The sequence below is a fragment of the Corynebacterium sp. KPL1986 genome, assembly GCF_000477975.1.
GTDB classification, from domain to species: domain Bacteria; phylum Actinomycetota; class Actinomycetes; order Mycobacteriales; family Mycobacteriaceae; genus Corynebacterium; species Corynebacterium accolens.
Map to the genome: position 1 here is coordinate 2243133 of NZ_KI515719.1, position 24494 is coordinate 2267626.

At 59.3% G+C, this 24494-nt stretch carries 28 protein-coding genes; 17 read left to right on the forward strand and 11 right to left on the reverse strand.

Annotated features, from left to right (window positions below):
- The first annotated feature begins 200 nt into the window (after positions 1-200).
- Together fusA and tuf are read left to right on the forward strand one after the other, a co-directional pair.
- Positions 201-2330 carry an elongation factor G gene (gene fusA / locus HMPREF1287_RS10345; protein WP_023016729.1) on the forward strand — a complete coding sequence of 710 codons (2130 nt, stop codon included), beginning with the start codon at positions 201-203 and terminating at the stop codon, positions 2328-2330.
- A gap of 390 nt (positions 2331-2720) precedes the next feature.
- Positions 2721-3911 carry an elongation factor Tu gene (gene tuf, locus HMPREF1287_RS10350; protein ID WP_005276884.1) on the forward strand — a complete coding sequence of 397 codons (1191 nt, stop codon included), beginning with the start codon at positions 2721-2723 and terminating at the stop codon, positions 3909-3911.
- 538 nt (positions 3912-4449) lie between these two features.
- Here tuf and HMPREF1287_RS10355 read toward each other — a convergent pair.
- From HMPREF1287_RS10355 to HMPREF1287_RS10370, 4 genes are all read right to left on the reverse strand, one after another.
- Positions 4450-6147, reverse strand: coding sequence for an ABC transporter family substrate-binding protein (locus tag HMPREF1287_RS10355; RefSeq protein ID WP_023016730.1), 1698 nt, complete (start codon positions 6145-6147; stop codon positions 4450-4452).
- 148 nt (positions 6148-6295) lie between these two features.
- Complete coding sequence (locus HMPREF1287_RS10360) at positions 6296-8179, reverse strand: ABC transporter ATP-binding protein (protein WP_023016731.1); 1884 nt, start codon at positions 8177-8179, stop codon at positions 6296-6298.
- Positions 8176-9168, reverse strand: a complete 993-nt coding sequence (locus HMPREF1287_RS10365; RefSeq protein ID WP_023016732.1) for an ABC transporter permease — start codon at positions 9166-9168, stop codon at positions 8176-8178. Before HMPREF1287_RS10365 ends, HMPREF1287_RS10360 begins: the two co-directional genes overlap by 4 nt.
- Positions 9169-10152 carry an ABC transporter permease gene (locus HMPREF1287_RS10370; RefSeq protein ID WP_023016733.1) on the reverse strand — a complete coding sequence of 328 codons (984 nt, stop codon included), beginning with the start codon at positions 10150-10152 and terminating at the stop codon, positions 9169-9171.
- 347 nt (positions 10153-10499) lie between these two features.
- Here HMPREF1287_RS10370 and HMPREF1287_RS10375 point away from each other — a divergent pair, with 347 nt between their 5' ends.
- Positions 10500-11198 (forward strand): hypothetical protein, encoded by a 699-nt coding sequence (locus tag HMPREF1287_RS10375; RefSeq protein WP_023016734.1) that lies wholly within the window; start codon positions 10500-10502, stop codon positions 11196-11198.
- On the opposite strand, the gene amaP is transcribed toward HMPREF1287_RS10375, so the two are convergent.
- Genes amaP through HMPREF1287_RS10405 form a run of 6 tightly spaced genes read right to left on the reverse strand, consistent with a single transcriptional unit; the run spans position 11187 to position 14506 of the window.
- Positions 11187-11762, reverse strand: coding sequence for an alkaline shock response membrane anchor protein AmaP (gene amaP, locus HMPREF1287_RS10380; protein WP_023016735.1), 576 nt, complete (start codon positions 11760-11762; stop codon positions 11187-11189). The two genes, HMPREF1287_RS10375 and amaP, sit on opposite strands and share 12 nt — an antisense overlap.
- The gene (locus tag HMPREF1287_RS10385; protein ID WP_005281210.1) at positions 11755-12321 is read right to left on the reverse strand and encodes a DUF6286 domain-containing protein; all 567 of its coding nucleotides are present in this window, start codon (positions 12319-12321) and stop codon (positions 11755-11757) included. The genes amaP and HMPREF1287_RS10385 overlap by 8 nt, the downstream gene beginning before the upstream one ends.
- The gene (locus HMPREF1287_RS10390) at positions 12314-13477 is read right to left on the reverse strand and encodes an Asp23/Gls24 family envelope stress response protein (RefSeq protein WP_023016736.1); all 1164 of its coding nucleotides are present in this window, start codon (positions 13475-13477) and stop codon (positions 12314-12316) included. The genes HMPREF1287_RS10385 and HMPREF1287_RS10390 overlap by 8 nt, the downstream gene beginning before the upstream one ends.
- The gene (locus tag HMPREF1287_RS10395) at positions 13477-13671 is read right to left on the reverse strand and encodes a hypothetical protein (RefSeq protein WP_005276895.1); all 195 of its coding nucleotides are present in this window, start codon (positions 13669-13671) and stop codon (positions 13477-13479) included. The genes HMPREF1287_RS10390 and HMPREF1287_RS10395 overlap by 1 nt, the downstream gene beginning before the upstream one ends.
- Before the next feature lie 2 nt (positions 13672-13673).
- Positions 13674-14021 (reverse strand): hypothetical protein, encoded by a 348-nt coding sequence (locus tag HMPREF1287_RS10400; RefSeq protein WP_005276897.1) that lies wholly within the window; start codon positions 14019-14021, stop codon positions 13674-13676.
- Positions 14022-14026: 5 nt separating this feature from the next.
- Positions 14027-14506, reverse strand: a complete 480-nt coding sequence (locus HMPREF1287_RS10405) for an Asp23/Gls24 family envelope stress response protein (RefSeq protein WP_005276899.1) — start codon at positions 14504-14506, stop codon at positions 14027-14029.
- Positions 14507-15217: 711 nt separating this feature from the next.
- Between HMPREF1287_RS10405 and rpsJ the strand changes: the two genes are divergently transcribed.
- The 11 genes from rpsJ to rpsQ are packed head-to-tail and all read left to right on the forward strand — an operon-like array spanning position 15218 to position 20392.
- On the forward strand, positions 15218-15523 hold the full coding sequence (rpsJ, locus tag HMPREF1287_RS10410; RefSeq protein ID WP_003848085.1) for a 30S ribosomal protein S10: 306 nt from the start codon (positions 15218-15220) through the stop codon (positions 15521-15523).
- Between the two features lie 23 nt (positions 15524-15546).
- Positions 15547-16203 (forward strand): 50S ribosomal protein L3, encoded by a 657-nt coding sequence (gene rplC, locus HMPREF1287_RS10415; protein WP_005276932.1) that lies wholly within the window; start codon positions 15547-15549, stop codon positions 16201-16203.
- Positions 16200-16853, forward strand: a complete 654-nt coding sequence (gene rplD / locus HMPREF1287_RS10420; RefSeq protein ID WP_005281229.1) for a 50S ribosomal protein L4 — start codon at positions 16200-16202, stop codon at positions 16851-16853. The genes rplC and rplD overlap by 4 nt, the downstream gene beginning before the upstream one ends.
- Entirely contained in the window at positions 16853-17155 is a 303-nt protein-coding gene (rplW, locus tag HMPREF1287_RS10425) for a 50S ribosomal protein L23 (protein ID WP_005276934.1), read from the forward strand. Before rplD ends, rplW begins: the two co-directional genes overlap by 1 nt.
- Positions 17156-17190: 35 nt before the next feature.
- Positions 17191-18027: a 50S ribosomal protein L2 gene (gene rplB, locus HMPREF1287_RS10430; protein WP_005276935.1), complete on the forward strand. Its 837-nt coding sequence runs from the start codon at positions 17191-17193 to the stop codon at positions 18025-18027.
- A 13-nt stretch (positions 18028-18040) separates the two neighbouring features.
- Positions 18041-18319, forward strand: a complete 279-nt coding sequence (rpsS, locus tag HMPREF1287_RS10435; RefSeq protein ID WP_005276936.1) for a 30S ribosomal protein S19 — start codon at positions 18041-18043, stop codon at positions 18317-18319.
- A 3-nt stretch (positions 18320-18322) separates the two neighbouring features.
- Positions 18323-18685, forward strand: a complete 363-nt coding sequence (gene rplV / locus HMPREF1287_RS10440) for a 50S ribosomal protein L22 (protein ID WP_005276938.1) — start codon at positions 18323-18325, stop codon at positions 18683-18685.
- Positions 18685-19431 carry a 30S ribosomal protein S3 gene (gene rpsC, locus HMPREF1287_RS10445; RefSeq protein ID WP_005276941.1) on the forward strand — a complete coding sequence of 249 codons (747 nt, stop codon included), beginning with the start codon at positions 18685-18687 and terminating at the stop codon, positions 19429-19431. Before rplV ends, rpsC begins: the two co-directional genes overlap by 1 nt.
- 3 nt (positions 19432-19434) lie before the next feature.
- Positions 19435-19851: a 50S ribosomal protein L16 gene (rplP, locus tag HMPREF1287_RS10450; protein WP_005276943.1), complete on the forward strand. Its 417-nt coding sequence runs from the start codon at positions 19435-19437 to the stop codon at positions 19849-19851.
- Positions 19851-20081, forward strand: a complete 231-nt coding sequence (gene rpmC / locus HMPREF1287_RS10455) for a 50S ribosomal protein L29 (protein ID WP_005276944.1) — start codon at positions 19851-19853, stop codon at positions 20079-20081. Before rplP ends, rpmC begins: the two co-directional genes overlap by 1 nt.
- 2 nt (positions 20082-20083) lie before the next feature.
- Entirely contained in the window at positions 20084-20392 is a 309-nt protein-coding gene (rpsQ, locus tag HMPREF1287_RS10460; protein ID WP_005276946.1) for a 30S ribosomal protein S17, read from the forward strand.
- A gap of 71 nt (positions 20393-20463) precedes the next feature.
- Here the strand turns inward: rpsQ and HMPREF1287_RS10465 are convergent, their stop codons facing one another.
- Positions 20464-21285 carry a siderophore-interacting protein gene (locus tag HMPREF1287_RS10465; protein ID WP_023016737.1) on the reverse strand — a complete coding sequence of 274 codons (822 nt, stop codon included), beginning with the start codon at positions 21283-21285 and terminating at the stop codon, positions 20464-20466.
- A gap of 99 nt (positions 21286-21384) precedes the next feature.
- Here HMPREF1287_RS10465 and HMPREF1287_RS10470 point away from each other — a divergent pair, with 99 nt between their 5' ends.
- The 3 genes from HMPREF1287_RS10470 to HMPREF1287_RS10480 are packed head-to-tail and all read left to right on the forward strand — an operon-like array spanning position 21385 to position 24446.
- Complete coding sequence (locus tag HMPREF1287_RS10470; RefSeq protein WP_023016738.1) at positions 21385-22335, forward strand: ABC transporter substrate-binding protein; 951 nt, start codon at positions 21385-21387, stop codon at positions 22333-22335.
- A complete protein-coding gene (locus tag HMPREF1287_RS10475; RefSeq protein ID WP_023016739.1) occupies positions 22336-23415 on the forward strand; it encodes an iron ABC transporter permease in 1080 nt (359 codons plus the stop codon).
- The gene (locus HMPREF1287_RS10480; protein WP_023016740.1) at positions 23412-24446 is read left to right on the forward strand and encodes an iron chelate uptake ABC transporter family permease subunit; all 1035 of its coding nucleotides are present in this window, start codon (positions 23412-23414) and stop codon (positions 24444-24446) included. Before HMPREF1287_RS10475 ends, HMPREF1287_RS10480 begins: the two co-directional genes overlap by 4 nt.
- Positions 24447-24494 lie beyond the last annotated feature (48 nt).

Here is a 24494-nt window from a genome sequence, read left to right on the forward strand (position 1 = left end):
GGGTGTGATTTAGTCCAGCACAGCTGGTCTAGTCCAGCGCATTCGCTTTGTGTCCAGTACACTGAAGCGATGGAAGTCTAGGAGCCGCTGGGCACCTAGCACGGCCACACAATGGCAAACTTTTCAAGAACTTATCCATGCAGGCGTCTTAGCCAGGTTTCTGGTCACGGCGTCGACGACTATTAAGTTGGGGTATAAACGTGGCACAAGAAGTGCTCAAGGATCTGAACAAGGTCCGCAACATTGGCATCATGGCCCACATCGATGCTGGTAAGACGACCACCACCGAGCGTATTCTCTTCTACACCGGTATCAACCGTAAGGTGGGCGAGACCCACGACGGTGCATCCACCACTGACTGGATGGCACAGGAAAAGGAACGCGGCATCACCATTACCTCGGCTGCCGTGACCTGTTTCTGGAACAACAACCAGATCAACATCATTGACACCCCGGGTCACGTTGACTTCACCGTTGAGGTTGAGCGCTCCCTGCGTGTCCTCGATGGCGCCGTCGCCGTCTTCGACGGTAAGGAAGGTGTGGAGCCACAGTCCGAGCAGGTGTGGCGCCAGGCTGCTAAGTACGACGTTCCGCGTATCTGCTTCGTCAACAAGATGGACAAGCTGGGCGCAGACTTCTACTACACCGTTGACACCATCGTTGAGCGCCTGGGCGCTAAGCCGCTCGTTATGCAGCTGCCTATCGGCGCTGAGGATGACTTCGACGGCGTTGTTGACCTGCTGAACATGCAGGCTATCACCTGGCGCGGCAAGGTCGAGACCGGTGCAGAGCCAACCTACGAGGAGATCCCTGAGGACCTCAAGGAAAAGGCTGAGCAGTACCGCGAGCAGCTGGTTGAGGCCGTTGCAGAGTCCGATGAAGAACTCATGGAGAAGTACTTCGGCGGCGAAGAGCTTTCCATCGACGAGCTGAAGGCCGGCATCCGCAAGCTGACCATCAACTCTGAGATTTACCCGGTCTACTGCGGTACCGCTTACCGCAACAAGGGTGTCCAGCCACTGCTGGATGCTGTTGTGGACTTCCTGCCTAACCCGCTGGACGTGGGCGAGGTTATCGGCCACGCTGTGGGCGATGAGGACCAGCAGCTTACCCGTAAGCCTTCCGTTGAGTCTTCCTTCTCCGCACTGTCCTTCAAGATTGCAGCTCACCCGTTCTTCGGTCAGCTCAACTTCGTGCGCGTGTACTCCGGCCAGGTCACCCCTGGTACCGAGGTCATGAACTCCACCAAGGGCAAGAAGGAGCGCATCGGTAAGCTCTTCCAGATGCACGCCAACAAGGAGAACCCGGTGGAGCAGGCTGACGCCGGCAACATCTACGCCGTTGTTGGTCTGAAGGAAACCACCACCGGTGACACCCTGTGTGACAAGAATGACCAGATCATTCTTGAGTCCATGGACTTCCCGGACCCGGTTATCAAGGTCTCCATCGAGCCGAAGACCAAGGCCGACCAGGAGAAGCTGGGTAACGCCATCCAGAAGCTCGCTGCCGAGGACCCAACCTTCACCGTTGAGCTGGATGATGAGACTGGCCAGACCGTCATCGGCGGTATGGGCGAGCTACACCTCGACGTGCTGGTTGACCGCATGAAGCGCGAGTTCAAGGTCGAGGCAAACATCGGTAACCCACAGGTTGCTTACCGCGAGACCATTCGCCGCAAGGTGGAGTCCATCGACTACACCCACAAGAAGCAGACTGGTGGTTCCGGTCAGTTCGCAAAGGTTATCTGCACCATCGAGCCGTACAACCCGGACCCAGAGACCTTGGAAGAGGGCGAGTCCGCAACCTACGCTTTCGAGAACGCCGTGACCGGTGGCCGCGTGCCGAAGGAATACATCCCTTCCGTCGATGCTGGTATCCAGGACGCAATGCAGTACGGCTACCTGGCTGGCTTCCCGATGGTCAACATCAAGGCAACGCTGGAAGACGGCGCTTACCACGACGTTGACTCCTCTGAGATGGCCTTCAAGCTGGCCGGCTCCCAGGTATTCAAGGAAGCTATGGCCAAGGCAAAGCCGGTTCTGCTGGAGCCAATGATGGCCGTTGAGGTTGTTACCCCTGAGGAGTACATGGGTACCGTTAACGGTGACATCTCCTCCCGTCGTGGTCAGGTCTTCGCCATGGAAGACCGCTCCGGTGCCAAGGTCGTCAAGGCTAAGGTTCCGCTGTCTGAGATGTTCGGCTACATCGGTGACCTGCGTTCTTCCACCGCAGGCCGCGCTAACTTCACCATGGTCTTCGACTCCTACGCTGAGGTCCCTTCCTCCGTGGCTCAGGAGATCATCGAAGAGCGCACCGGCGGCGCTAACTAATAGCGACGCCCCGCCCGTTCAGCGGTGGCTAAGGGCTGGTAGTCTCTGCCAGTAGATGCCAGCCTCACCGCTAAATGTGGCAACTGGGCCAGGGTAGCGGCGGGCTGAGTTTGCAGCTAAAACCAGTGGTTGTGAATTGAGCCGGCCGTTACCCTCCCAGGATCCTTTATTTGAGACTCTTGTTGAGGGAAATGGCCGCGAAGATTCGCGGGGTTACCTCCTATAATGGCGGTTTGAAAAAACCGCGGGATAAATCTAGGATCGTGTAACTGGCACGTAAAGAAAGCGTCATTAGCGCTTTGTCCCAGATAGTGGGTCAGGTGCCAATGACAACTGTCAACCACGTGGCTGCGAAGGTCGTAGCCACCATATAGTCCAGGAGGACATACAGTGGCAAAGGAGAAGTTCGAGCGTACGAAGCCGCATGTGAACATCGGCACCATCGGACACGTCGACCACGGCAAGACCACCACCACCGCAGCGATCACCAAGGTTCTGGCTGACCAGTACCCTGAGGAGAACCAGGCATTCGCGTTCGACATGATCGACAAGGCTCCTGAGGAGAAGGAGCGCGGTATTACCATTAACATCTCCCACGTGGAGTACTCCACCCCGAAGCGTCACTACGCACACGTTGACGCCCCGGGCCACGCCGACTACATCAAGAACATGATTACCGGCGCAGCTCAGATGGACGGCGCTATCCTGGTTGTTGCTGCAACCGATGGCCCGATGCCGCAGACCCGCGAGCACGTTCTGCTTGCTCGCCAGGTTGGCGTTCCTTACATCCTCGTTGCACTGAACAAGTGCGACATGGTTGATGATGAGGAAATCATCGAGCTCGTGGAGATGGAGATCTCCGAGCTGCTCGCAGAGCAGGACTACGATGAGGAAGCTCCTATCGTTCACATCTCCGCTCTGAAGGCACTCGAGGGTGACGAGAAGTGGGTACAGTCCATCGTTGACCTGATGGATGCCTGCGACAACTCCATCCCTGACCCGGAGCGCGCTACCGATCAGCCGTTCCTGATGCCTATCGAGGACATCTTCACCATTACCGGCCGCGGTACCGTTGTTACCGGCCGTGTTGAGCGTGGTCGTCTGAACGTCAACGAGGACGTTGAGATCATCGGTATCCAGGAGAAGTCCCAGAACACCACCGTTACCGGTATCGAGATGTTCCGCAAGATGATGGACTACACCGAGGCTGGCGACAACTGTGGTCTGCTTCTGCGTGGTACCAAGCGTGAGGACGTTGAGCGTGGTCAGGTTGTTATCAAGCCGGGCGCTTACACCCCTCACACCAAGTTCGAGGGTTCCGTCTACGTCCTGAAGAAGGAAGAGGGCGGCCGCCACACCCCGTTCATGAACAACTACCGTCCTCAGTTCTACTTCCGCACCACCGACGTTACCGGTGTTGTGAACCTGCCTGAGGGCACCGAGATGGTTATGCCTGGCGACAACGTTGAGATGTCCGTTGAGCTCATCCAGCCTGTTGCTATGGACGAGGGCCTGCGCTTCGCTATCCGCGAGGGCTCCCGCACCGTCGGCGCTGGCCGCGTTACCAAGGTTCTCGACTAATCGAGGCTTCGTAACCGCTCAGTAGAGCTTTAAGAGTCCGCTGCACCGCATGTCGGTGTGGCGGGCTTTTTTGATCCCTACTCGCGCCTTGAGTTGGAGAGGTCGCTGGCTACAGGCAGTGCTGGTGCTTTAGTGGCTTTTTCTGCACTCCGAGGGAACTGTAGGGCCAGCTTAAAACCTACTCACGATGTTAAAGGCCTGAATGCAGCGATATGGCTGTGCCAGGGTAGAGGCCATCTCGGGGGCTTTTAGCTGCAAGCGCCATAGGCGCGGGCCCCTAGGTAGGAGTCGCAATGTGTTTGCTCTAGGGCATCCGTGTAGTAGCGAGTCCGATAAGCTGCCGGACGGTCTGCGCTGACGGCTAATGGGCCGCCAACGCGATCCTGTCTCGCTGCCCACGCCTGGGCAGCGAGTTTGTCCCCTTAAGTTGCATCCTGTTGGGGTTTGCAGGGTCCAAACACACCCAAACACAAAGGAAGGCCTTCCACTACCTGCAGGCAGGTAGTGGAAGGCCTTTACCTAGTAAGGGAAGTAGTTATTACTTCTCCCAGCCGATGTTTTCCTTAGGGACGACGGCGAATCCAGGGGCGCCCATGTTGGCGATGCCCTTCTTCAGACCGACCATCTGGGGGCCGTTGGCGTGCGGAAGCAGTCCGTATTCTGCGAAGGCTTCGGACTCGAGCTCGTTGATGCGCTCGATCTGCTCATCGCGGGTCGGCAGCTTCTGCATCTCGTCGATCTTTTTGTCAAATTCCTCGGTACCGGTCGCGGACTTGTTGAGGGTGGAGTCGCTCGCGTAGGTCTGGCCGAAGAATGCCGGGCCGAATGGGTCACTTGCAGCGAAGCCGGAGAGCAAGAGGTCGAAGTCGCGCTCGCTGGTGATCTTGGAGAAGTCAGAGCTTGGGCGTTCCTCAATCTTCAGCTCGATGCCGGCGTCCTTGAGCATCTTCTGGACGGCGGTAGCAGTGGACTTGGAGACCTCGTCATCGCCGATAAGGACGTAGCGCAGGGAAAGCTTGTCGCCGTCCTTGGCGTAGTAGCCGTCATCGCCCTCAGAGTAGCCGGCGTCTTCCAGCAGGCTCTTGGCCTCTTCAACGTCGTACTTAAGAACCTCAGAAAGATTGTCCTTGTAGTCTTCCTGGGTTGGGTAGAGGGTCAAGGAGCCAGGCATTTCCTCTTCATAGCCCAGGCCGTTGTAGCGGATTTCTGCGAGCTGGTCGCGGTCGATGGCTGCAAAGACTGCGTGGCGAACATCCTTATCAGCTAGCTGTGGGGCCTTGGAGTTTAGGGTGAACAGGACGCTGGCTGGCCGGGTGGCTGCGCGGACGTCGATGGAATCGCCCATGTCTGCGGCGATGGTGAGGTTGTTCTTGCTGCCCACACCGGCGACGTCAATTTCGCCAGCCTGGAAAGCGTTGATGGTTGCCTGGGACTCCATCACGCGGTAGCTGACCTTGTCCAGCTTTGGCTCATCGCCCCACCACTTTTCGTTAGGTACGAAGGACACGGTGCCGCCGCGGAAGTCGGCGTTTTCCACCTTGAACGGGCCCGCGCCATACTGTGGGTTGAGCTTGCCTAGGTATTCTTCATTGAACTTTTCGGCGGTATCGATCGCTGGGTGCAAAATGTTGTTGAATAGTCCCTGCCACCATGGGTAAGGGGTCCCAAAGGTGATCACGGCTTCCTTGTCGCTCTCGCCCTTTTCCACGGATTCGATGAGCTCGTAACCATCGGTGGAGTTAACCTGCACTTCCGAATCTTTGCCGTTGTTGAAGCGCCAGGTGTTCTCGAAAGCCGTCCAATCAATGGGGGTGCCATCGTTGAAGGTGGCGTCATCATTGATGTCGTAGGTTACGACGGTCTTATCGCCTTCGGTGGACTCGTCTACTGAGTCCAGATACGCGGGATTTGGGGTGTAGTTACCTTCGCCGTCATATAGCGCCATTTGCGGGTTGTACCAGCCCCATACGGTGCGGGTATCCGTGGTCATATTGGCGTGGAAGTCGTTTTGCTGTTCGGTCAGCTCTCCGAGGGAAAGGCTCAGCTCGCCGCCGTCCTTGATCTCATCGCGTTCTTTTTCGTTGTAGTCACCGGATGGCTTGACGTCGATCTCGAGGCCACCGACAGCCTTGTTGGAGGAGTCGCCACCGCCAGAACCCGAGCAGGCGGTGAGTGCGAGTGCCGTGGCGGAAAGAGTGGCAACCGTTGCTATGCGGAAGCGACCGAACTTTTTCATTGGGGATTACTCCTTGCGTGAGATGAAGGCGAAGTTGGCATAGACGGCCGATTAAGTAACCATCTGTTGCAACTATGTGAAGTACTTTACAATATTCAAATTTGTGTCCGCAATCACTTTGGGAAAAGGATGCGGGGCTAGGGGGTAGCTAGGCCCGGGATTTTTCCCTGCGTGCGCGGGCAACCTTGGGATCTGGATTCGGGATGGCATCCAGAAGTTTCTTGGTGTAGTCGTCTTGGGGGTTATCGAAAATCTCATCCGTTGAGCCGGACTCGACAAACTTGCCCTTGTACATCACCGCAACGCGGTCCGAAAGGTGGCGCACGACGGAAAGATCGTGGGCGACGAAGAGATAGGACAGGCCCAGCTTTCGCTTCAGGTCCTCGAGCAGGTTAATGACACCCGCCTGGATGGAGACGTCCAAGGCGGAGACTGGCTCATCCAGCACGAGAACCGAAGGACGCGTGGCTAGGGCGCGCGCCAACCCGATTCGCTGGCGCTGGCCGCCAGAAAAGTGGCTAGGGAAGCGGTCCAGCTGCGAGGAATCGAGGCCGACCAGGTTCATGAGCTCATTCACGCGGGCATCGACGTCGCCGTCATAGCCTAAGGAATTGAGCGGTTCCGCAATTACCTCGCGAACGGTCAGGCGAGGATTTAGCGAGCTCATCGGATCCTGGAAGACGATCTGAATGTCTTTGCGGGCCTCGCGGCGCTCTGAGCCGCTCATTCCATTGGCGTCCTTGCCGTTGAGGACTACTGCGCCATTTTCTGGGTCCAGGTCCATGATCTCCAGCAGGGTGGTGGTCTTACCGCAGCCGGACTCGCCGACGATGGCCAGGCACTCGCCTTCGCGGATATCGAAGGTAATGCCGTCGACGGCCTTGACGGTGCCCACCTTGCGCTTAATCAGCGCGCCCTTGGTCAGCGGGAACTGTTTGCGGAGTTCGTTCACGGCGAGGGTAGTCTTGCGGTCCTCGCGGGGAACGTCGGCCAAGACGTCATCGGAAAGCAGCGGCGGCTTGAACATCAGCTCGCCGTCAATCTTGCGGTCGTGGATCTCCGGCGCGCGCAGGCAGGCGCTGCGGTGGGAGGTGGACTCGTCCTTGAGCGGAATCAGCTCCGGCTCGCCGGAAAGGCAAGCCTGTTGTGCGACGGGGCAGCGCGGGGCGAATTGGCAACGATCTTTTAGATCCACCAAGACCGGCGGGTTGCCCTCGATGGGGGTCAGGGGCTCCGAGGCCGAGGCATCGGGGCGCGGGGTGGAACCAAGCAGGCCCACGGTATAAGGCATGCGCGGGTTAGAGAAGATGGTATCGACATCGCCGTGCTCTACCGGCTGGCCGGCGTACATGACCATGACATCATCGGCGGTTTCTGCCACCACGCCCATATCGTGGGTAATCATGATGGTCGCGGCGCCGGTCTCGCGCTGGGCTACTCGGATGACGTCCAGGATCTGGGCCTGGATGGTGACGTCCAGGGCCGTCGTCGGCTCATCGGCAATGAGCACGCGCGGGTTATTCGCAATAGCAATGGCGATGACCACGCGCTGGCGCATACCGCCGGAAAACTCGTGCGGGAAGGACTTCAGGCGCAGGTGGGGCTCGGGGATGCCCACCAGATCCAGCAGCTCAGTGGCTTGCTTGAGTGCGGCCTTCTTGCTGACGTCCTGGTGGGCTTGGATGGCCTCCACTAGCTGCGAACCAATATCGAAGACCGGGGTCAGCGCGGAGAGCGGATCCTGGAAGATCATGCCGATGCCATTTCCGCGGATGCTCGACATTTCCTTATCAGAAAGCCCGAGGAGCTCTCGGCCATCGAATTTCACGGAGCCTTCTACCTTGGCGTATTCCGGCAGCAGGCCCATGATGGACATGGAGGTCACGGACTTACCGGAGCCGGATTCGCCGACGATGCCCAGGGTGCGGCCGGGGTGCAGATCAAAGCTGACACCGCGCACCGCAGAGACGGTACCTGCTTCAGAAGGAAAGCTGACGCGTAAGTCATTGACGGACAAGATAGGCGAAGTCATAGTTTACCTCCGGAATTGGAGTTGGGATCGAGTGCGTCGCGCAGACCATCGCCAATAAATGCCATGGAGACGGTCAGCAGCGTCAAGGTAGCGGCGGGGAAGTAGAACTGCCATGGGGCGGATTGCAGGGAGGCGGTGCCGCCCTGCAGCAAGGTACCGAGGGAGACATCGGGAAGCTTCACGCCCAAGCCCAGGAAGGACAGGGCGGTCTCAGAGCCCACGGTGCCCACCACGCCGAAGACGAACTGGATGATAAGCAGCGAACCAATATTGGGAATGACGTGGCGGATGATGGTGCGCATCTTGGATACGCCCATGTAGCTTGCGGCGCGGACATAGTCCTGCTCGCGGACGGTAAGGGCCAAGGACCAAATCACACGGGCCTGGTACATCCAGCCGAAGGCGATAAGGACGACCATCAAAAGCTTCCAGTCACCGCCGGAGTCTGCCACCACGAGGGCGATGAGCAGGAAGGTCGGGATGGACAGCAGGAAGTGGATAACGGCGAGGACGGCCTTTTCCGCGATTCCGCCCCACAGGGCTGCGGCACAGCCGATGAATGCGGAGATAACCAACGTGGCAAAGGACACCACGATGGCGATGGTTAGGGACCTGCCAAGGCCGTGGATGGTTTGGGCATAAAGGTCATTGCCGGAATCGTTGGTACCGAACCAGTGCTCGGAGCTCGGTGGCTCAGACAGGGCGAGGAAGTCCGGTTCCGTGTAGTCCCACTGGGCAAAGAAATTGCCAAAAAGGGCGGCGAAGATGAGAAAGCCCAGGATGAAAACACCGACGGTGGCTAGCTTGTTGCGGAAGAAGCGGCGGACGTACAGCTTGTACCGGGAAGTACCGCGGGGAACCTCCGGCAGCGTGGCCATGCGCTCGGCTTCCTCATTGCTTAAAGGATCCTCGGAGACGACCTCGGTGCGCGTAGAAACCTCGCCACGGGGCTGTTTCTTGGACATCTTTGGTTCTTTGGGATTTGTCATTTAGCTCACCCTTACTCGTGGATCCAAGGCGACAACAACGAGGTCTGCCAAGACGGCGGACACGGCCGTCATTGCGGCACCGAATGCCGCCACGGCTACCGCGCCATTGATGTCATTCTTACTTATGGTCTGGATGAAGTACTGGCCCATACCATTCCAGCCGAAGATGCGCTCCGTCATCACGGCACCGGTGAAGATGCCGGGCACGGAGAAGGCGACGGACGTTGCCACCGGAATGATGGAGGTGCGCAGCGCGTGCTTGCGGATGGCCTGCTGGCGGGTAAGTCCCTTTGCACGTGCGGTGCGGACATAATCCGCATCGAGGTTATCGAGCAGCAGCGTGCGCTGAGTCATGTGGTAGCTGGCGTAGCTGATGATCACCAGGGACACCGTGGGCAAGACGAGGTGCTGCGCGGAGTCCAAGAGCTTGGGGAAGAATCCCTCGACCCCCAAGGACTTAGAGCCGACGACGTAGAAAATCTTCTTGCCGGTCAAATCGTTGATCTCCAGGGCAGCCCAGACGACGGCGATGGAGGCAACAACCACGTGGGTATTCATCGCAATGATGGAAATTCCCTGCCACACGCGGTCACCGGTCTTGTACTGGCGGGAGGCGGTGTATACACCAACGGCCACACCGATGACGATGGACAGGATGGTGGCCAGCAAGAGCAGCTGTGCGGATACCCAGATGCGGTAGCTGATCTCTTCGTTAACCATCTCACCGACCGGAGATTGTCCCCAGTCCCACTTCGTGAGGATATTGGTCAGCCAGGTCCACCAGCGCTCCAGGAGCGGGGTTTCTGGGCTGAGGTTATAAGGCTCGAGGAGGTTATTGATTTCCTCATCTGAAAGTGGTGGACGGCGCTCGGTGTAGTTCGAACGCGGGTCCAAAAACGAGGCCGCCAAGAAATAAGCCAAGTTAGTGGCTAAAAAGATCATGAGTAACCAGCCCAAGATCTTTTTGATCAAATACTTTGTCATGGGGAAATTCTCCGTGCGCGGTTAAGCAGGAAACAGTGCGAATAAATATGAGGCCAACGATGGAGTCGTTGTATGTGACCAATCTAATAAGATATAAGCGAGCGCACAATTCACGTAGCCCCGTGATGTACATCGCCAATCAAACGACAGGTATTTTTTCAGTGTAGACGCTTAGGGCCTTAAAAAGAAAAATGGGATTCAGCTGCAGATTTAAAAACCTGAATTGTTCAACAGTTATAGGGAACGCTTACCTGAAAATAAGTGAAAACGGGGGTAACCAGTTAGCCAAGGCGGGGTGCTGACCCGTGGCTGTAATAGGGCGGAACGCCTCGGTAGGCTAGACCCTTATGGAAGATCCCACTCGCATTGACCCGACCTTGGCAGCGCTGCGCAAGGCATGGGAGGGCCAGCCCGATCTGAGCCTGCCGACGCTCTTTGCCTTATTGGCCAACCGGGGCATCGGCTGGGGCGTGAGCGACGCGGAGTTAGTCACCGAACTCGAGCGGCAGGCCGAGGTTCACCCGCCGCTATTGCCCTTGGAGGGCGGCCGCGTGGGCACTGGTGTGTGGCTCGTGCTTAGCGATGCCCCCACCTCCCGCATCACCGCCGATTCCTCCCGCATCATCGTGCGCCGCCCGAATGCTCAGCCGGTGGTGTGGGAATACAGCGCCATTAGGCCAACGGGGCCTGGCCGGCCCTTCGTGGTTACGGATACTGAGGGCTTTGAACACCGCCTTGGGATCGTCTCCAGCATCATGCGCCTGGATGAGCCGCTGCCGGAACTTAGCGGCCTGAGCCGTTACGAGTTGGGTGACTTTGTCTATGTCCTCCGCTTGGAGGACGCTATCGCTGTCCTAGACCACGGACTGCATCTCTTTCACAAGGAAAACCGGCGGGTGGTTGCCCATAATTATGCGTGGAAGAGGATAGAAAAATGCCGCCCTGGCGAGGAGTTGGAGTTACTCCTCGAGGGCGGCGATTATGCGCGATTGGGCAAGGTAGTTGAGGTTCTTGTTGCAGAGACCCCAAACCCCTTATTCAGCTAAATCCTTCATCGGCTTGACCTTGGTGAAGTGCAGCTTATAGCTGGTATCTAGGTCAGCGTCGGGGAAAGCCTCCCGGAAGTCGCGCTCATTCGTTTCTACAGCGTTGGTCAGCCGCTCCAGCGGCGTGTCTGGGTTGGCAACCACCGTGTACTGCAGCGTTGGGCGGGCGCGGTCGTATGCAACCAAGCGCTCGACCCGGTCCACACCCTCTAACGCGTCCAGATCCTTGGCCACCGCGGTGGCGATGGCGTTCATGGATGCAGAGATTGCGCCTTCTTCATTGGAAGCTGCGGATTCCACATTATTAAAGCGGCGGTGACGCAGGTTTACGACGATGAGCCACAAACCAATGATGAGCAATAGGGCAGAGGCACCGGCCAAGACCCAGACCCACCAACTATTGTCGCCCAAAGTGCGCCACGTATCGTGGTCTACCCACTCGGCCAGGTATTCAGCAAATTCCACATTGAAGTTAATGAGAATCGGCCACACACCGAGCGCGATGAGGATGATTCCGAGCAGGCCGAGGAGGATTCGGTCAAAGGTAGCAAGCTTTTTAGACATGATTATCCATCTCCGGAATCTTCTCTACGGCTACGGTGACCTTTGGTGGATGCGCAAGCACTTCCAAGGCACGGGTGACAGCAGTTTCTACGCGCCCCGGCAACTCGGAGTCTTGCTCATCGCCATTGACGGTAACCTTCGCGCTCTTGGTATCCGCGGAAGTCTGTGCGGACGCGACTCCCGGAACGCGGCGCGCTGCAGCAGAGCTCAAGCGCGCGACATCAACCGGACGCATCCACATGGAAGCGGACTCGGAAGCGACCTGGATGTGGGTATTGCGGCGCGTCTTTACCGCAGCGATTACAAAGATGAGACCAACGACGATGGAGCCCACGCCAGCCCAGATCATCCACGTTTCTAATTGCTCGGTGGCAATAAGATTGAGGACCGGCTGGACCCACGATTGGGCATTGGCGTCTGCGCCGACAAGCCAGGTTTCGCGTACGCCCACAATGCCAATGGCCAGCAGGACGAAACCTAAAATGACGGTCCACGTACGCACGGCAGGAGACGCCTTGGGCTGTTGCCCGAAATGCTCAGGCATATTCATCTCAGCCATTATTGCCTCCTTGCTCGTGGAATGGGGTGATGGAAATGGCACGCAGCGGCTCAGGCCGTGGCGCATAGACATGCAGCGGGCGCTGGCTCGTTGGGGTTACCTTGATGCGCTTGAGCGGTTCCTGGCGCGGGGCCTGAACCTTGCGCAGCGGGGCGGGCCTTGCGGTCCGCACGCGCTGCTCGCTCCGGGAATTATCGATCTCGATCTTGCGCAGTGGTCGTGGGCGAGGTGAGTGCACCTTGCGCAGGGGAGCCGGCCGCGCAACGCGAACGCGCTTGTACTGTTGCGCATTGTCGATGTCGATCTTGCGCAAAGGCTGCGGACGAGGGACAGAGACCTTTGCCTTCTTGGCGAAGGGACGTACCTGTCCGCTCGGGAGCAACCGAGCAGGGCGCGGGGCGCGAACACTGCGTACCCGCTCTGGGCGCGGTTCGATGATGCGGCGCGGTTCGTGATCTTCTGGAGCACTGATGTCTAACAGCTGGTGATCCGGAAGATCAGCGGAAATGCTGCGCACCGGCGCCTCCCGCGGCGTGTCAACGGAGCGCACCGGGGTATCGCCAGGCGGCGCCGATACTCCGCGGATGGCAACTTCCTTCCCGGAAGAAATCTCGCGGATATCCGCTTCTGGTGGAACGGCAACTGTGCGAACCACCGCCTCTTGCGGGGTATCGACGGTGCGAACCGCGGCTTCTTCCGGGGTCTCGATGCCTCGCACCTCGACCGAGTCCTGGGTGACAGGCTGGGTCACGGTAGACGGGGTGACCTCCGGCGTAAAAGCCGAAGCAGCAGGGCGCTGCGCAACCTGTTCTGCGGTCACGCGAGTATCCGGAACCGATTCACCAACGGTGACATTAACGCGGGTGGTGGTATAGCCGGTGTGGGCAGCAATGGCCTCTGAAATGGCGGCACGCGTACTTTCCGCGACTGCGGTAACCGGCGATGGCCACACCACAGCGATGGTCGCGCTTACTGCGGCGACCTCACGCTCTGGGTCCATCTGTACCGAAACCCGTGGATAACCGCGTCCGCCAATGCCAGCAAGCTTGGCATCTAAATCCTTTGTGCCAGGCACGCTAGCAATTGCGGCGGTCACGATTCGTTCCATGGTCCGCAGCGAGAAACGCGTGTGGCCCTTAGTGGAACCTTCTGACATTAGCCTTGGCCTTTCTCCTTGCCAATGAGGCCATTCCACACAGCGCTGAGGTCGATGCGGCCATCAAAATGGGAGCCCAAGAGGCCACCGATAGCAGCAAGCAGCACGGCGAGCAGCATCCAACCCCAACCTAAGTACAAAAAGAAGGCAAGTAGCAGGCCGATAACAATGCCCAATGTGGTGTAATTTTTCATATCTAATCCTTCGAGGGAGCAGCGGATAAGCCATCTACGGCATCAGAAAACTCAACGTCGACGCGATCTAATTCCGTACATGCCTTGCGGGCGGTCGAGCGGATTTCTTCCGCCAGACGGTACAGATCAGGTTGCGCACTGATATCAACGCGGACGTTGATTTGCAGGTGGCGATCGTCGCGGGGATCGGGCCGGCGCATGCCGGAAACCCTTTCGCCCGGGAAGAGTAGGTTCACCGAGCCGTAGCGTCCGCCGTCAAGGCCCGCGACACCGTTGAGCTTTTGCACCGCTTCCGCAATTGCGTGAGCGTGGCTTACCTCGAGCTCAAATTGCGCTCGGGGTTCAGGCATTGTTCTTATGCCTGGCCCTGGTTCAGTGCAGCCTGCTCTTCAGACTCGGAGTCTTCCTTCGGCAGCTTGACGTTGTGAACAACAACGTCAACGCGCTCTACGGTCAGGCCGGTCATGCGCTCGACAGCGTTCATGATGTTGCGGCGGATTGCCTCAGCCAGCTCGTGGATGGCAACGCCGTACTCAGCGGTGATGGCGATCTCGATCTTTGCGGAGCCGTTTTCTACCTCTACGTCAACACCCTGGCGTACGTCCTCGGATGCACCGAAGGACTCGCGGATGGTGCCCATCATGCGAGCGCCGCCGCCACCGAGGGAGTCAACGCCGGAAACCTCGCGGGCTGCAATGCCGGCGATCTTGGAAACAACGACGTCATCAATGGTGGTGGTGCCGTACTGAGTCTCCAGGTTGTTGTTTACCTCGCGCTCTTCAGAAGCGGCAACGTTGTTCTCAGAGTGCTTTGCAGGAGTGTTGTTCTCTGACATGGTCTTTAAGGCCTTTCCTTAAATATTGACTTGCATGGTCGCAATATGAAATTGAAGGACCAAGAACCAACGGTTCAAAATCCCTCTTTGAGCGTACCTACCGCCTAACCGGACGTGGGGTCTGTGACAACAATATTTACCAAAACGTGATTATTGGCACTATTGCCGGGGTGGTTTGAAAAACACCAGCCCATCGTGCTTAAATACTTAGGTTGCTTTAACAGGGCAGTGCGAACCGATAACGGGCCGTCTTAAACACGGTGCATATCGGGGAGACGCTGAGCTGGTAAAGCGAACATGACACCTTCGTTGTCATCGTGGTTCAGGGCTTTCCTGAAACACAGACTGGAAGGTCATCCGATCGGGCTAGGTCCGCGCTAGAGCAGAGACACCCCGAGACGATGGACCGGAGAAGGGGCATGGCAAATAAACAGCGGCAGTTAGCGAATAGGACACTCTCCACGTGTAATGCGTGAAAACCGTCCTCTTCACAATACTTTGACTACGGGTCTTGTACCCCGTCAGGAGCACTGCAGACTGGCATTTGCCATGTGCTGTATCTCTTGGTTGTCATGACAGTCAGACCACTGGCGTTGTGTCAGGCCCCAGGCCCGGACAACGTTATAGAGAAATCGAGAAGCAATTTCCCACCGCTTCACGCCCCGGAAACGCCGGGAATGTGAAAGTGGGGAAGCGAGGAAGAGGATAAGCGTGGCGGGACAAAAGATCCGCATTCGGCTGAAGGCCTATGACCACGAGGCAATCGACGCTTCTGCAAAGAAGATCGTCGAGACCGTTACCCGTACGGGTGCTCGTGTAGTTGGCCCAGTGCCGCTCCCAACCGAGAAGAACGTGTACGCAGTTATTCGTTCTCCGCACAAGTACAAGGACTCTCGCGAGCACTTCGAGATGCGCACGCACAAGCGCCTGATCGATATTCTCGACCCGACCCCGAAGACCGTTGATGCCTTGATGCGCATCGATCTTCCGGCAAGCGTCGACGTGAACATCCAGTAAGCGACTTTGGTGGAGAACTAATAATGAGTGAAAACGAGATCAAGGGCATTCTGGGCAAGAAGCTCGGCATGACCCAGGTCTTCGACGACGAGAACCGCGTTGTTCCGGTTACCGTCGTTGAAGCAGGGCCATGCGTTGTCACCCAGATTCGCACCCCCGAAACCGATGGCTACAGCGCCATCCAGATCGCCTTTGGCGAGATTGACCCACGCAAGGCAAACAAGCCTGAGTCTGGTCACTTCAAAAAGGCTGGCGTAACCCCGCGTCGTCACGTTGCGGAAATCCGTATGGACGACACCTCCGCATACGAGGTTGGCCAAGAGGTCAAGGTAGACATCTTCGAAGGCATCACTTTCGTTGACGTCACCGGCCAGACCAAGGGCCACGGCTACGCTGGTGCTATGAAGCGCCACGGCTTCCAGGGGCAGGGCGCAGCTCACGGTAACCAGGCCGCTCACCGCCGCGTTGGTGGTATCGGTGGCGCTGCTACCCCAGGCCGCGTCTTCAAGGGCAAGCGCATGGCTGGCCGCATGGGCCACGACCGCGTGACGACCCAAAACCTGAAGATTCAGAAAGTCGATGTCGAGTCCAACCTGCTGCTCATCAAGGGTGCTATCCCTGGTGCGCGCGGCGGCCTCGTCACCGTTAAGACCGCAGTGAAGGGCGGTGCACACGCATGAGCAACCTCAAGCTAGACGTCCACACCTCTGAAGGTAAGACCAATGGCTCCGTGGACCTGCCGGCTGAAATCTTTGACACCGAGGCATCCGTTGCTTTGATGCACCAGGTTGTCAACGCACAGCTTGCTGCTGCTCGTCAGGGCACCCACGCCACCAAGACCCGCGGCGACGTCCGCGGTGGTGGCCGTAAGCCTTTCCGCCAGAAGGGCACCGGTCGTGCGCGCCAGGGTTCCATCCGTGCGCCGCACTACACCGGCGGTGGCACCGTCCACGGCCCGCAGCCACGTAGCTACGCACAGCGCACCCCTAAGAAGATGATCAAGGCTGCTCTCTTCGGTGCGTTGTCTGACCGTGCTCGCAACGAGCGCATCCATGTCATCGAAGAGTTGGTTCCAGGCCAGAAGCCGTCCACCAAGGCGGCCAAGGCTTTCCTCGAGTCCCTGACCGAGCGCGACAACGTGCTGCTGGTTATCGGCCGCGAGGACATCAACGCCCGTCGTAGCGCTAATAACCTGCCGAACGTTCAGATCTTGGACGCCGGTCAGCTCAACACCTACGACGTTCTCTACTCCGATGACGTTGTGTTCTCCGTTGAGGCGCTACACACCTTCATCACTCGCGCTACCGGCGCGGATAAGGAGGAGAACTAATGGCTAAGATTTCTAACCCGCGCGATGTCATCATCGCCCCGGTTGTATCTGAGAAGTCCTACGGTCTGATGGAGCAGAACGTCTACACGTTCTTCGTCTCCCCAGACTCCAACAAGTCCCAGATTAAAGATGCCGTCGAGCAGATCTTTGACGTGAAGGTCGACTCCGTGAATACCGTAAACCGTGCAGGTAAGCGCAAGCGCACCCGCACCGGCTTCGGTCAGCGTAAGTCCACCAAGCGCGCATACGTGACGCTCCGTGAAGGCAGCGACTCCATCGACGTCTTCGGCGCAGGCGCTTAAGCGCCACCGGAGAGCCGAAAGGAAAAGGAAGAATTATGGCTATTCGTAAGTACAAGCCGACAACTCCGGGTCGCCGCGCATCCTCCGTATCTGAGTTTGACGAGATCACTCGTTCGACTCCGGAGAAGTCCCTGCTGCGCCCGCTGAGCAAAACCGGTGGTCGTAATAACTACGGCCGCATCACCACCCGCCACATCGGCGGTGGCCACAAGCGCCGTTACCGTCTGATCGACTTCCGTCGTAACGACAAGGACGGCATTCCGGCAAAGGTCGCCCACATTGAGTACGACCCGAACCGCACCGCAAACATTGCATTGTTGCACTACGTAGATGGCGAGAAGCGCTACATCATCGCGCCGAAGGGCCTGAAGCAGGGTGCTGTTGTCGAGTCCGGCCCGAACGCAGATATCAAGGTGGGCAACAACCTGCCACTGCGCAATATCCCGACCGGTTCGACCATCCACGCTGTTGAGCTCAAGCCGGGCGCTGGCGCTAAGCTGGCTCGCTCTGCTGGTGCTTCCATCCAGCTGCTGGGTAAGGAAGGCAAGTACGCCGTTCTGCGTATGCCGTCTTCTGAAATCCGCCGCGTGGACATCCGTTGCCGCGCAACGGTTGGTGAAGTTGGCAATGCCGAGCAGATGAACATCCGCTGGGGCAAGGCCGGCCGCATGCGTTGGAAGGGCGTTCGCCCGACCGTCCGTGGTGTCGTTATGAACCCGGTTGACCACCCACACGGTGGTGGTGAGGGTAAGACCTCCGGTGGTCGCCACCCAGTGTCCCCATGGGGTCACAAAGAGGGTCGCACCCGCAATCCGAACCGTTACTCCAACAACATGATCGTGCGCCGTCGTCGCCCGAACAAGAAGCGCTAAGAGGAGGTAAACAATGCCACGCAGCCTTAAGAAAGGCCCGTTCGTCGATGAGCACCTCCTCAACAAGGTGGATGCTCAAAACGATGCAGGCACCAAGCAGGTCATTAAGACCTGGTCTCGCCGCTCGACCATTCTCCCCGATTTCATCGGACACACCTTCGCCGTCCACGACGGCCGCAAGCATGTGCCGGTCTTCATCGAGGACTCCATGGTCGGCCACAAGTTGGGCGAGTTTGCACCAACCAAGACCTTTAAGGGTCACGTCAAGGATGACAAGAAGGGACGTCGATAAGCGATGAGTGAGACCATCACCTCCGCATCCGCCACGGCCCGCTACGTCCGCGTTACCCCGATGAAGGCACGTCGTGTGCTCGATCTGGTCCGCGGCAAGTCCGTAAGCGAAGCTTTGGCAATCCTGAAGTACGCACCGCAGGGTGCTTCCAAGCCAGTTGCAAAGGTCGTTGCTTCCGCAGCCGCAAACGCTGAGAACAACTTCGGCCTCGACCCACGCACCCTGGTCATCTCCGAGGCATACGCCAACGAGGGCCCGACCATGCGTCGTTTCCAGCCGCGTGCACAGGGTCGTGCATTCATGATTCGTAAGCGCACCAGCCACATCACCGTGGTTGTCGAAAGCCAGCAGGAAGGGGCCAAGTAATGGGCCAGAAGATCCATCCTCACGGCCTACGTTTGGGCATCACCTCCGACTGGAAGACCCACTGGTTCGCGGATAAGGACTACGCGAACTACGTAGCCGAAGACATCAAGATTCGTAACTACCTCAACAAGGGCCTCGAGCGCGCCGGCATCGCCGACATCGTTATCGAGCGCACCCGTGACCGCGTCCGCGTGGACATTCACACCGCCCGTCCGGGCATCGTGATTGGCCGCCGCGGTGCTGAGGCTGACCGCATCCGCCGCGAGTTGGAAAAGCTCACCGGCAAGATGGTTGCCCTCAACATCCTCGAGGTCAAGCAGGTAGACGCAAACGCAACCCTCGTTGCTCACTCCATCGCGGAGCAGCTGGTTAACCGCGTCGCATTCCGTCGTGCAATGCGCAAGGCTATCCAGTCCGCTATGCGCCAGCCACAGGTTAAGGGCATCAAGATCCTGCTGTCTGGTCGCCTGGGCGGTGCAGAAATGTCCCGCGTTGAGCGCTACCACGAGGGTCGCGTTCCGCTGCACACTCTTCGCGCCGAGATCGACTACGGCACCGCAGAGGCCCACACCACCTTCGGCCGCATCGGCATCAAGGTGTGGATCTACAAGGGTGACGTCGTCGGTGGCGTACGCGAGTCCGAACTGAACGCTCCGGCACAGGGCCGTGGCCGCGGTGACCGCAACGGTCGCTCCCGCCGCGGTGGCCAGCGCCGCCAGCGTGCACAGCAGAAGCAGGAGGGCTAATCCATGCTGATTCCTAAGCGTGTTAAGTACCGCCGTCAGCACCGCCCGAGCCGTCGTGGCGTGTCCAAGGGCGGAAACCGCATTAACTTCGGCGATTACGCAATCCAGGCACTGGAGCCTGCGTACATCACCAACCGTCAGATTGAAGCCGCACGTATTGCCATCAACCGCCACGTTAAGCGTGGTGGCAAGGTGTGGATCAACATCTTCCCGGACCGTCCGTTGACCCAGAAGCCGCTCGGTGTTCGTATGGGTTCCGGTAAGGGCCCGGTTGAGAAGTGGGTGGCTAACGTGAAGCCTGGCCGCGTACTTTTCGAGATGAGCTACCCAACTGAGGCTGTTGCAATCGAGGCTCTGCGCCGCGCTGGCCAGAAGCTTCCTTGCAAGGTCCGCATCATCAAGAAGGAGGACCAGTTCTAATGGCAACCGGTACCCCCGCCCACGAGTTCCGTGAGCTCGACAACGCAGAGCTGGAAACCCGTCTGAAGGATGCGAAGGAAGAACTGTTCAACCTTCGTTTCCAGAAGGCCACCGGCCAGCTGACCAACAACCGCCGCATCGGCACGGTTAAGCGCGACATTGCCCGCATCTACACCGTTCTGCGCGAGCGCGAGCTGGGCCTGTCTGTCGCTCCGGGAGCTGAGGCTTAATCATGAGTGAGGCTAACGTGACTGAATCCAAGAAGGGACCAACTCCGAAGAAGGAGAAGGTCAAGGGTGCTCCTAAGGTCCGCACCGGCTACGTCGTTTCGGACAAGATGTCCAAGACCATCGTCGTCGAGATCGAAGACCGCAAGCAGCACGCTCTGTACGGCAAGATCATGCGCTCTAACAAGAAGGTTAAGGCGCACGATGAGGAAGAAATCGCAGGCGTAGGCGATCTCGTACGTATCGCTGAGACCCGCCCGCTGTCTAAGGACAAGCACTTCCGTCTCGTAAAGATCATCGAGAAGGCTAAGTAAACCCTAGCCAGCGCAGCCCCTGTACCGGACCACATGGTTCGGCGCAGGGGCCTCTCGCTGTTTTAGGGCTCTTAAGGACGGGCCCTTCCATAAAACCAATAGGGCACCCAGGTGACGTCATCGGTGGGCAAGCCCCAGCCTTTCACCGCGAGGCCGCGCACCTTCTTTGCCAAATCTCCCTCGCCGGAGACCCACACGTACCCAGGTATCGGCGCAGCAGCATAATCTGCTTCCAGCGCGGCAACGACGGAATCTGCCTCCTGGTGCGGCTCAGTCCGAAGGACGCGCAGGCTGCGCACGCTGGGCTCCCACCTGGCCATGAGGCCGGGCTCTACTTCGTCATCGCTGGTGACCACGGCTACAACGTCAGTGGAAGCGAGCTTCGCCGGGTCATGTTTCTCTTGGTAGGCAAGGATATGCCGCAGGGCAGGCAAGGCGGAGGCATCGGCGACCAATAGCTGCGCAGCCTCGGTAGGCCGCCACATCTCGTTGCAGGTAAAGAACCCCGCGGTATCGCCGGGTTGCGCGCGGAGAATCCACCGCGAGCCGGGGCCGGAATCGCCGTGGGTGACCACATCGACATCGACAGTCGCGTCCTCAGGGTGCAGCGCGCGTATGGTGTACCAGCGCAGGTCTGGACGCGTTTCCTCGTCCATAGCGGCCACCGCCGCGCGGATATTGACGCCATCGACGGGGAAGGGCGCAAATTCCTGCCCGGCTTGCGGCATGACGAGGCCAAAGTATTCATCGGGGCCGGCGAGCTCATACGTCCGGAACGCCTCAGCGTGAAACGTCAGGCGGTGCAGCCGCGGTCGGATCTGCTCATTGGCGGTGAGGGTAACGGGGATCAATTCGTGTTCAGGCATCGTGGACGATTGTAAGGAAGAATTCATGCGTCCAACATACCTGGGCACAGTTAAGCCTTGCCTAATTCTTTCGGGGGGATAGGATATGCCACGTCATTTACCTCCTTTATTGAAAGGGTTAGCCTCATGAAGATTTTCGGACGCCGCACCATGGGTGTTGTGGCACTGCTGTCCGCCGGAGCCGTCGCCTTAGCCGGCTGTTCGCGCGGTGAGGGCGATGAAAGTACGCAGTCGTCCACCGATGCCGCCAGCGAGGAGCGCGTGGCTAGCCTGGGCTTGGGCGATGCCGATACGCTGCTCGCGCTGGGCATCACCCCCGTGACGGTGGCGCCGTGGGGCGCTGAGGGCGACGGCGATCCTTCCGGCGTGGGCCCGTGGTCAAAGAAGCTGCTTGGCGATGCCAAGCCTGAGACCATCTACAACACCGCAACCGGTTTCACCGCGGAGACCTTCGAGCAGATCACCGCGGCCGACCCCACCAAGATCATTGCGGTGAATCAGGCAGTGGATGCGCGCACGAAGGAATCCCTGGAAGAGATCGCGCCGACCACCGTCAAGCCGGATGGGTATGAAGACTGGCAGATTCCCTGGGAAAAGCAGGTAGAGGCCATCGCGGACGCCGTGGATAAGGAAGACGACGGCGAAAAGCTCATCAAGGACACCGAAAAGGCCTTCGAGGAATTCCGCCGCGAGCACACCGAATTGCAGGGCAAGTCCGCGGCCATCGTCATGCCTTATGACGGCAAGATTGGCCTGTACACCGATGAGGACGGGCGCGGACAGTTCATCGAGGATCTTGGCATGGAGATCCCCGATGAGTTGAAGGGCGATGGCAGCAGCTTCTTCGTTGACATTGCCCCGGAAAACTACGCAAAGCTCAACCAGGTTGAGCACCTCTTTGTCCTGGATTACAACGGCTCCGCGGATGTCTTGAAGAAGGATAAGACCTTCCAGGGCCTCGATATTGTCAAGGAGGGGCGCGTGCGCTACCTGGACACGGATACCGGCAACGCCATGAGCATGCCGAACCCAGTGACCATCCCCTGGGCAATAGATAAGTTTGAAGAGAAGCTGTAATTGTCAGCAACCACGAAGGACGGCCAGACTATCCAGACGGGTTCCACAGCGCAAAACCCCACAGCCACACCGGTGATGGCGCGGGGAAAGGGTCGCACGACGTTCCTTGTTGCCCTTATCCTCGTCAGCCTGGCGCTGGCGGTGGGGTCCTTGGCGCTGGGTTCCCGTTCCATTCCGCCTGATGAGGTCATCGCCGCGCTGCGCGGGGCAGGCGAGCAGGATATCCGCGATATCGTGTGGAACCTGCGCATGCCGCGCACCTTTTTGGCCTATTTCGCCGGCGCTGCCCTTGCCGTCGCCGGTGTCTTGGCGCAATCGTGGACCAGGAACCCGCTGGCGGACCCGGGCTTTATCGGCATTACCGCAGGCGCCTCGTTCTTCGTTGCCCTAGGTACGGCCATTGGCATTGCTACCACCACCGGCATGCGCACCACCCTCGCGCTCGTCGGCGCGGGCATTACCACGCTGCTGGTTTTGGCCGTCTCGCGGCGGTTCCAGGATCCGCTAACGCTCATTCTCGTCGGCGCCGGCGTCTCAGCAGCCCTGGGATCGGGCGCGGTGATCATCGGCCTGTATTCCACGGACGTCCTCGATAGCATGCGGCGATGGACCATCGGCTCGACCTTCGGGCGCGGCCCAGAAGACGTCGCCATTGCGGGTATTGGCCTGCTCATCGGCCTCGCGTGCGCGGCAATGGCGGCTAGGCCGCTCGACCTTTTGGCCATGGGGGAGGAGTCCTCGCTCGCCTTAGGCGGGTCTCCCACCACCGCGCGGGTGGGCGCAGCACTCAGCGTCGTGGTGCTGGCCGGCAGCGCCACGGCGGCGACCGGCCCCATTGCCTTCGTCGGCTTTGCCATCCCCCACATCGTGCGGCGGGTGGTTGGCCCAAGCGTTGCCACGATGATCCTGCCCTCCGCGCTCTTGGGCGGTTGCGCCGTGCTTGCCGCCGATATCATCGGGCGGCTTATCGTGGGTAACTCGGAGCTAGAGATGTCTATCGTGCTTGCCATCGTGGGCGCGCCCTTCCTCATTTGGGGCGCCCACCGTGGCGTGGGCAGAGCGTGGGGCGATAACGCATGACAACAATAAGCAGTATCCTGCAAGCGCAGCAGCGTCGCAGGCACGTCCGCGTGCTCGCCTCTACACTCGTATTTGGCCTTATTGCGCTTGCCGCCTACCTGGTATTGCTGGGGCAAGGCCCGCTGGAATTGAGCCCGCGGCAGGTCCTCGATGTGCTCACCGGCGGCGGCAGCGAGAGCCACATCAGGGTGGTGTGGGACTTGCGCCTGCCTGTTGCCATCGCCACCGTCATCGTCGGCGCCGCCCTCGGTGTGGCCGGTTCGTGGACGCAGACCATGGCGCGCAACCCACTGGCATCGCCGGATATTTTGGGCGTGACCGGCGGTGCATCGGTCCTGGTGGTGCTGGGCACTGTGCATTCGCGCCCCAGTTTCGCGGACGGCATCCCGGACTTCTGGTGGCGGGCATGCTTGGCGATGATCGGCGCCCTCCTCGTCGTCATCCTCCTCGCCGTCTTGGGTGGCATCGGCACGAGCAATCGCATCGTCATCGTCGGCATCGCCTTATCGCTGATGTTTCAGGCCGTCGTGGCGTATCTGATGCGCAGCGCCCAGATCCAGCGCGCGGCCGAGGCACAAACGTGGCTTGCGGGCTCGACCGGGTTTGTGCGCATGGAGGTCATCGTTCCCCTGCTAGTGGCCCTGGCACCGTTCCTCGCCATAGGCATCTGGTGCGCGCGGGAGCTGCCGCTGCTTGCCCATGATGATTCCTCTGCCACTACCCTGGGCGTCAATATCTCCCGCCAGCGCGCCCTGCTGCTCATCGCGGCAACCGGCATCTGCGCCGTGGTGGTCTCGGTGGTGGGGCCCATTGGCTTTATCGCGCTGCTAGCGCCGCACCTGGCGCGGATGGTGGCGCGCACGCCTACGCCCTCGCCGGTGGCATCGGCAGCCGCGGGCGCGGCGCTGCTGACCGTGTGCGCCGTCATTGCCGGCGCGATTCCGGTCAACGCGCCGGTGGGTGCGGTCTCCTCGGTCATCGGCGGCTGCGCCCTGGTGGTATTGGTGTGGAATGCGGCCCGGCGCAGCTAAATGCCGTGGCGCGGCACAGCGAAGTTCAGTCCAGCCCGCCACCCAAAT

Excerpts from the sequence above, each read along its gene's own strand:
- HMPREF1287_RS10355 (WP_023016730.1), bottom strand. The coding sequence starts at position 6,147 with ATGAAAAAGTTCGGTCGCTTCCGCATAGCAACGGTTGCCACTCTTTCC.
- HMPREF1287_RS10360 (WP_023016731.1), bottom strand. The coding sequence starts at position 8,179 with ATGACTTCGCCTATCTTGTCCGTCAATGACTTACGCGTCAGCTTTCCT.
- HMPREF1287_RS10365 (WP_023016732.1), bottom strand. The coding sequence starts at position 9,168 with ATGACAAATCCCAAAGAACCAAAGATGTCCAAGAAACAGCCCCGTGGC.
- HMPREF1287_RS10370 (WP_023016733.1), bottom strand. The coding sequence starts at position 10,152 with ATGACAAAGTATTTGATCAAAAAGATCTTGGGCTGGTTACTCATGATC.
- HMPREF1287_RS10375 (WP_023016734.1), top strand. The coding sequence starts at position 10,500 with ATGGAAGATCCCACTCGCATTGACCCGACCTTGGCAGCGCTGCGCAAG.
- amaP (WP_023016735.1), bottom strand. The coding sequence starts at position 11,762 with ATGTCTAAAAAGCTTGCTACCTTTGACCGAATCCTCCTCGGCCTGCTC.
- HMPREF1287_RS10385 (WP_005281210.1), bottom strand. The coding sequence starts at position 12,321 with ATGGCTGAGATGAATATGCCTGAGCATTTCGGGCAACAGCCCAAGGCG.
- HMPREF1287_RS10390 (WP_023016736.1), bottom strand. The coding sequence starts at position 13,477 with ATGTCAGAAGGTTCCACTAAGGGCCACACGCGTTTCTCGCTGCGGACC.
- HMPREF1287_RS10395 (WP_005276895.1), bottom strand. The coding sequence starts at position 13,671 with ATGAAAAATTACACCACATTGGGCATTGTTATCGGCCTGCTACTTGCC.
- HMPREF1287_RS10400 (WP_005276897.1), bottom strand. The coding sequence starts at position 14,021 with ATGCCTGAACCCCGAGCGCAATTTGAGCTCGAGGTAAGCCACGCTCAC.
- HMPREF1287_RS10405 (WP_005276899.1), bottom strand. The coding sequence starts at position 14,506 with ATGTCAGAGAACAACACTCCTGCAAAGCACTCTGAGAACAACGTTGCC.
- rplC (WP_005276932.1), top strand. The coding sequence starts at position 15,547 with ATGAGTGAAAACGAGATCAAGGGCATTCTGGGCAAGAAGCTCGGCATG.
- rplD (WP_005281229.1), top strand. The coding sequence starts at position 16,200 with ATGAGCAACCTCAAGCTAGACGTCCACACCTCTGAAGGTAAGACCAAT.
- rplW (WP_005276934.1), top strand. The coding sequence starts at position 16,853 with ATGGCTAAGATTTCTAACCCGCGCGATGTCATCATCGCCCCGGTTGTA.
- rplB (WP_005276935.1), top strand. The coding sequence starts at position 17,191 with ATGGCTATTCGTAAGTACAAGCCGACAACTCCGGGTCGCCGCGCATCC.
- rpsS (WP_005276936.1), top strand. The coding sequence starts at position 18,041 with ATGCCACGCAGCCTTAAGAAAGGCCCGTTCGTCGATGAGCACCTCCTC.
- rplV (WP_005276938.1), top strand. The coding sequence starts at position 18,323 with ATGAGTGAGACCATCACCTCCGCATCCGCCACGGCCCGCTACGTCCGC.
- rpsC (WP_005276941.1), top strand. The coding sequence starts at position 18,685 with ATGGGCCAGAAGATCCATCCTCACGGCCTACGTTTGGGCATCACCTCC.
- rplP (WP_005276943.1), top strand. The coding sequence starts at position 19,435 with ATGCTGATTCCTAAGCGTGTTAAGTACCGCCGTCAGCACCGCCCGAGC.
- rpmC (WP_005276944.1), top strand. The coding sequence starts at position 19,851 with ATGGCAACCGGTACCCCCGCCCACGAGTTCCGTGAGCTCGACAACGCA.
- rpsQ (WP_005276946.1), top strand. The coding sequence starts at position 20,084 with ATGAGTGAGGCTAACGTGACTGAATCCAAGAAGGGACCAACTCCGAAG.
- HMPREF1287_RS10465 (WP_023016737.1), bottom strand. The coding sequence starts at position 21,285 with ATGAATTCTTCCTTACAATCGTCCACGATGCCTGAACACGAATTGATC.
- HMPREF1287_RS10470 (WP_023016738.1), top strand. The coding sequence starts at position 21,385 with ATGAAGATTTTCGGACGCCGCACCATGGGTGTTGTGGCACTGCTGTCC.
- HMPREF1287_RS10480 (WP_023016740.1), top strand. The coding sequence starts at position 23,412 with ATGACAACAATAAGCAGTATCCTGCAAGCGCAGCAGCGTCGCAGGCAC.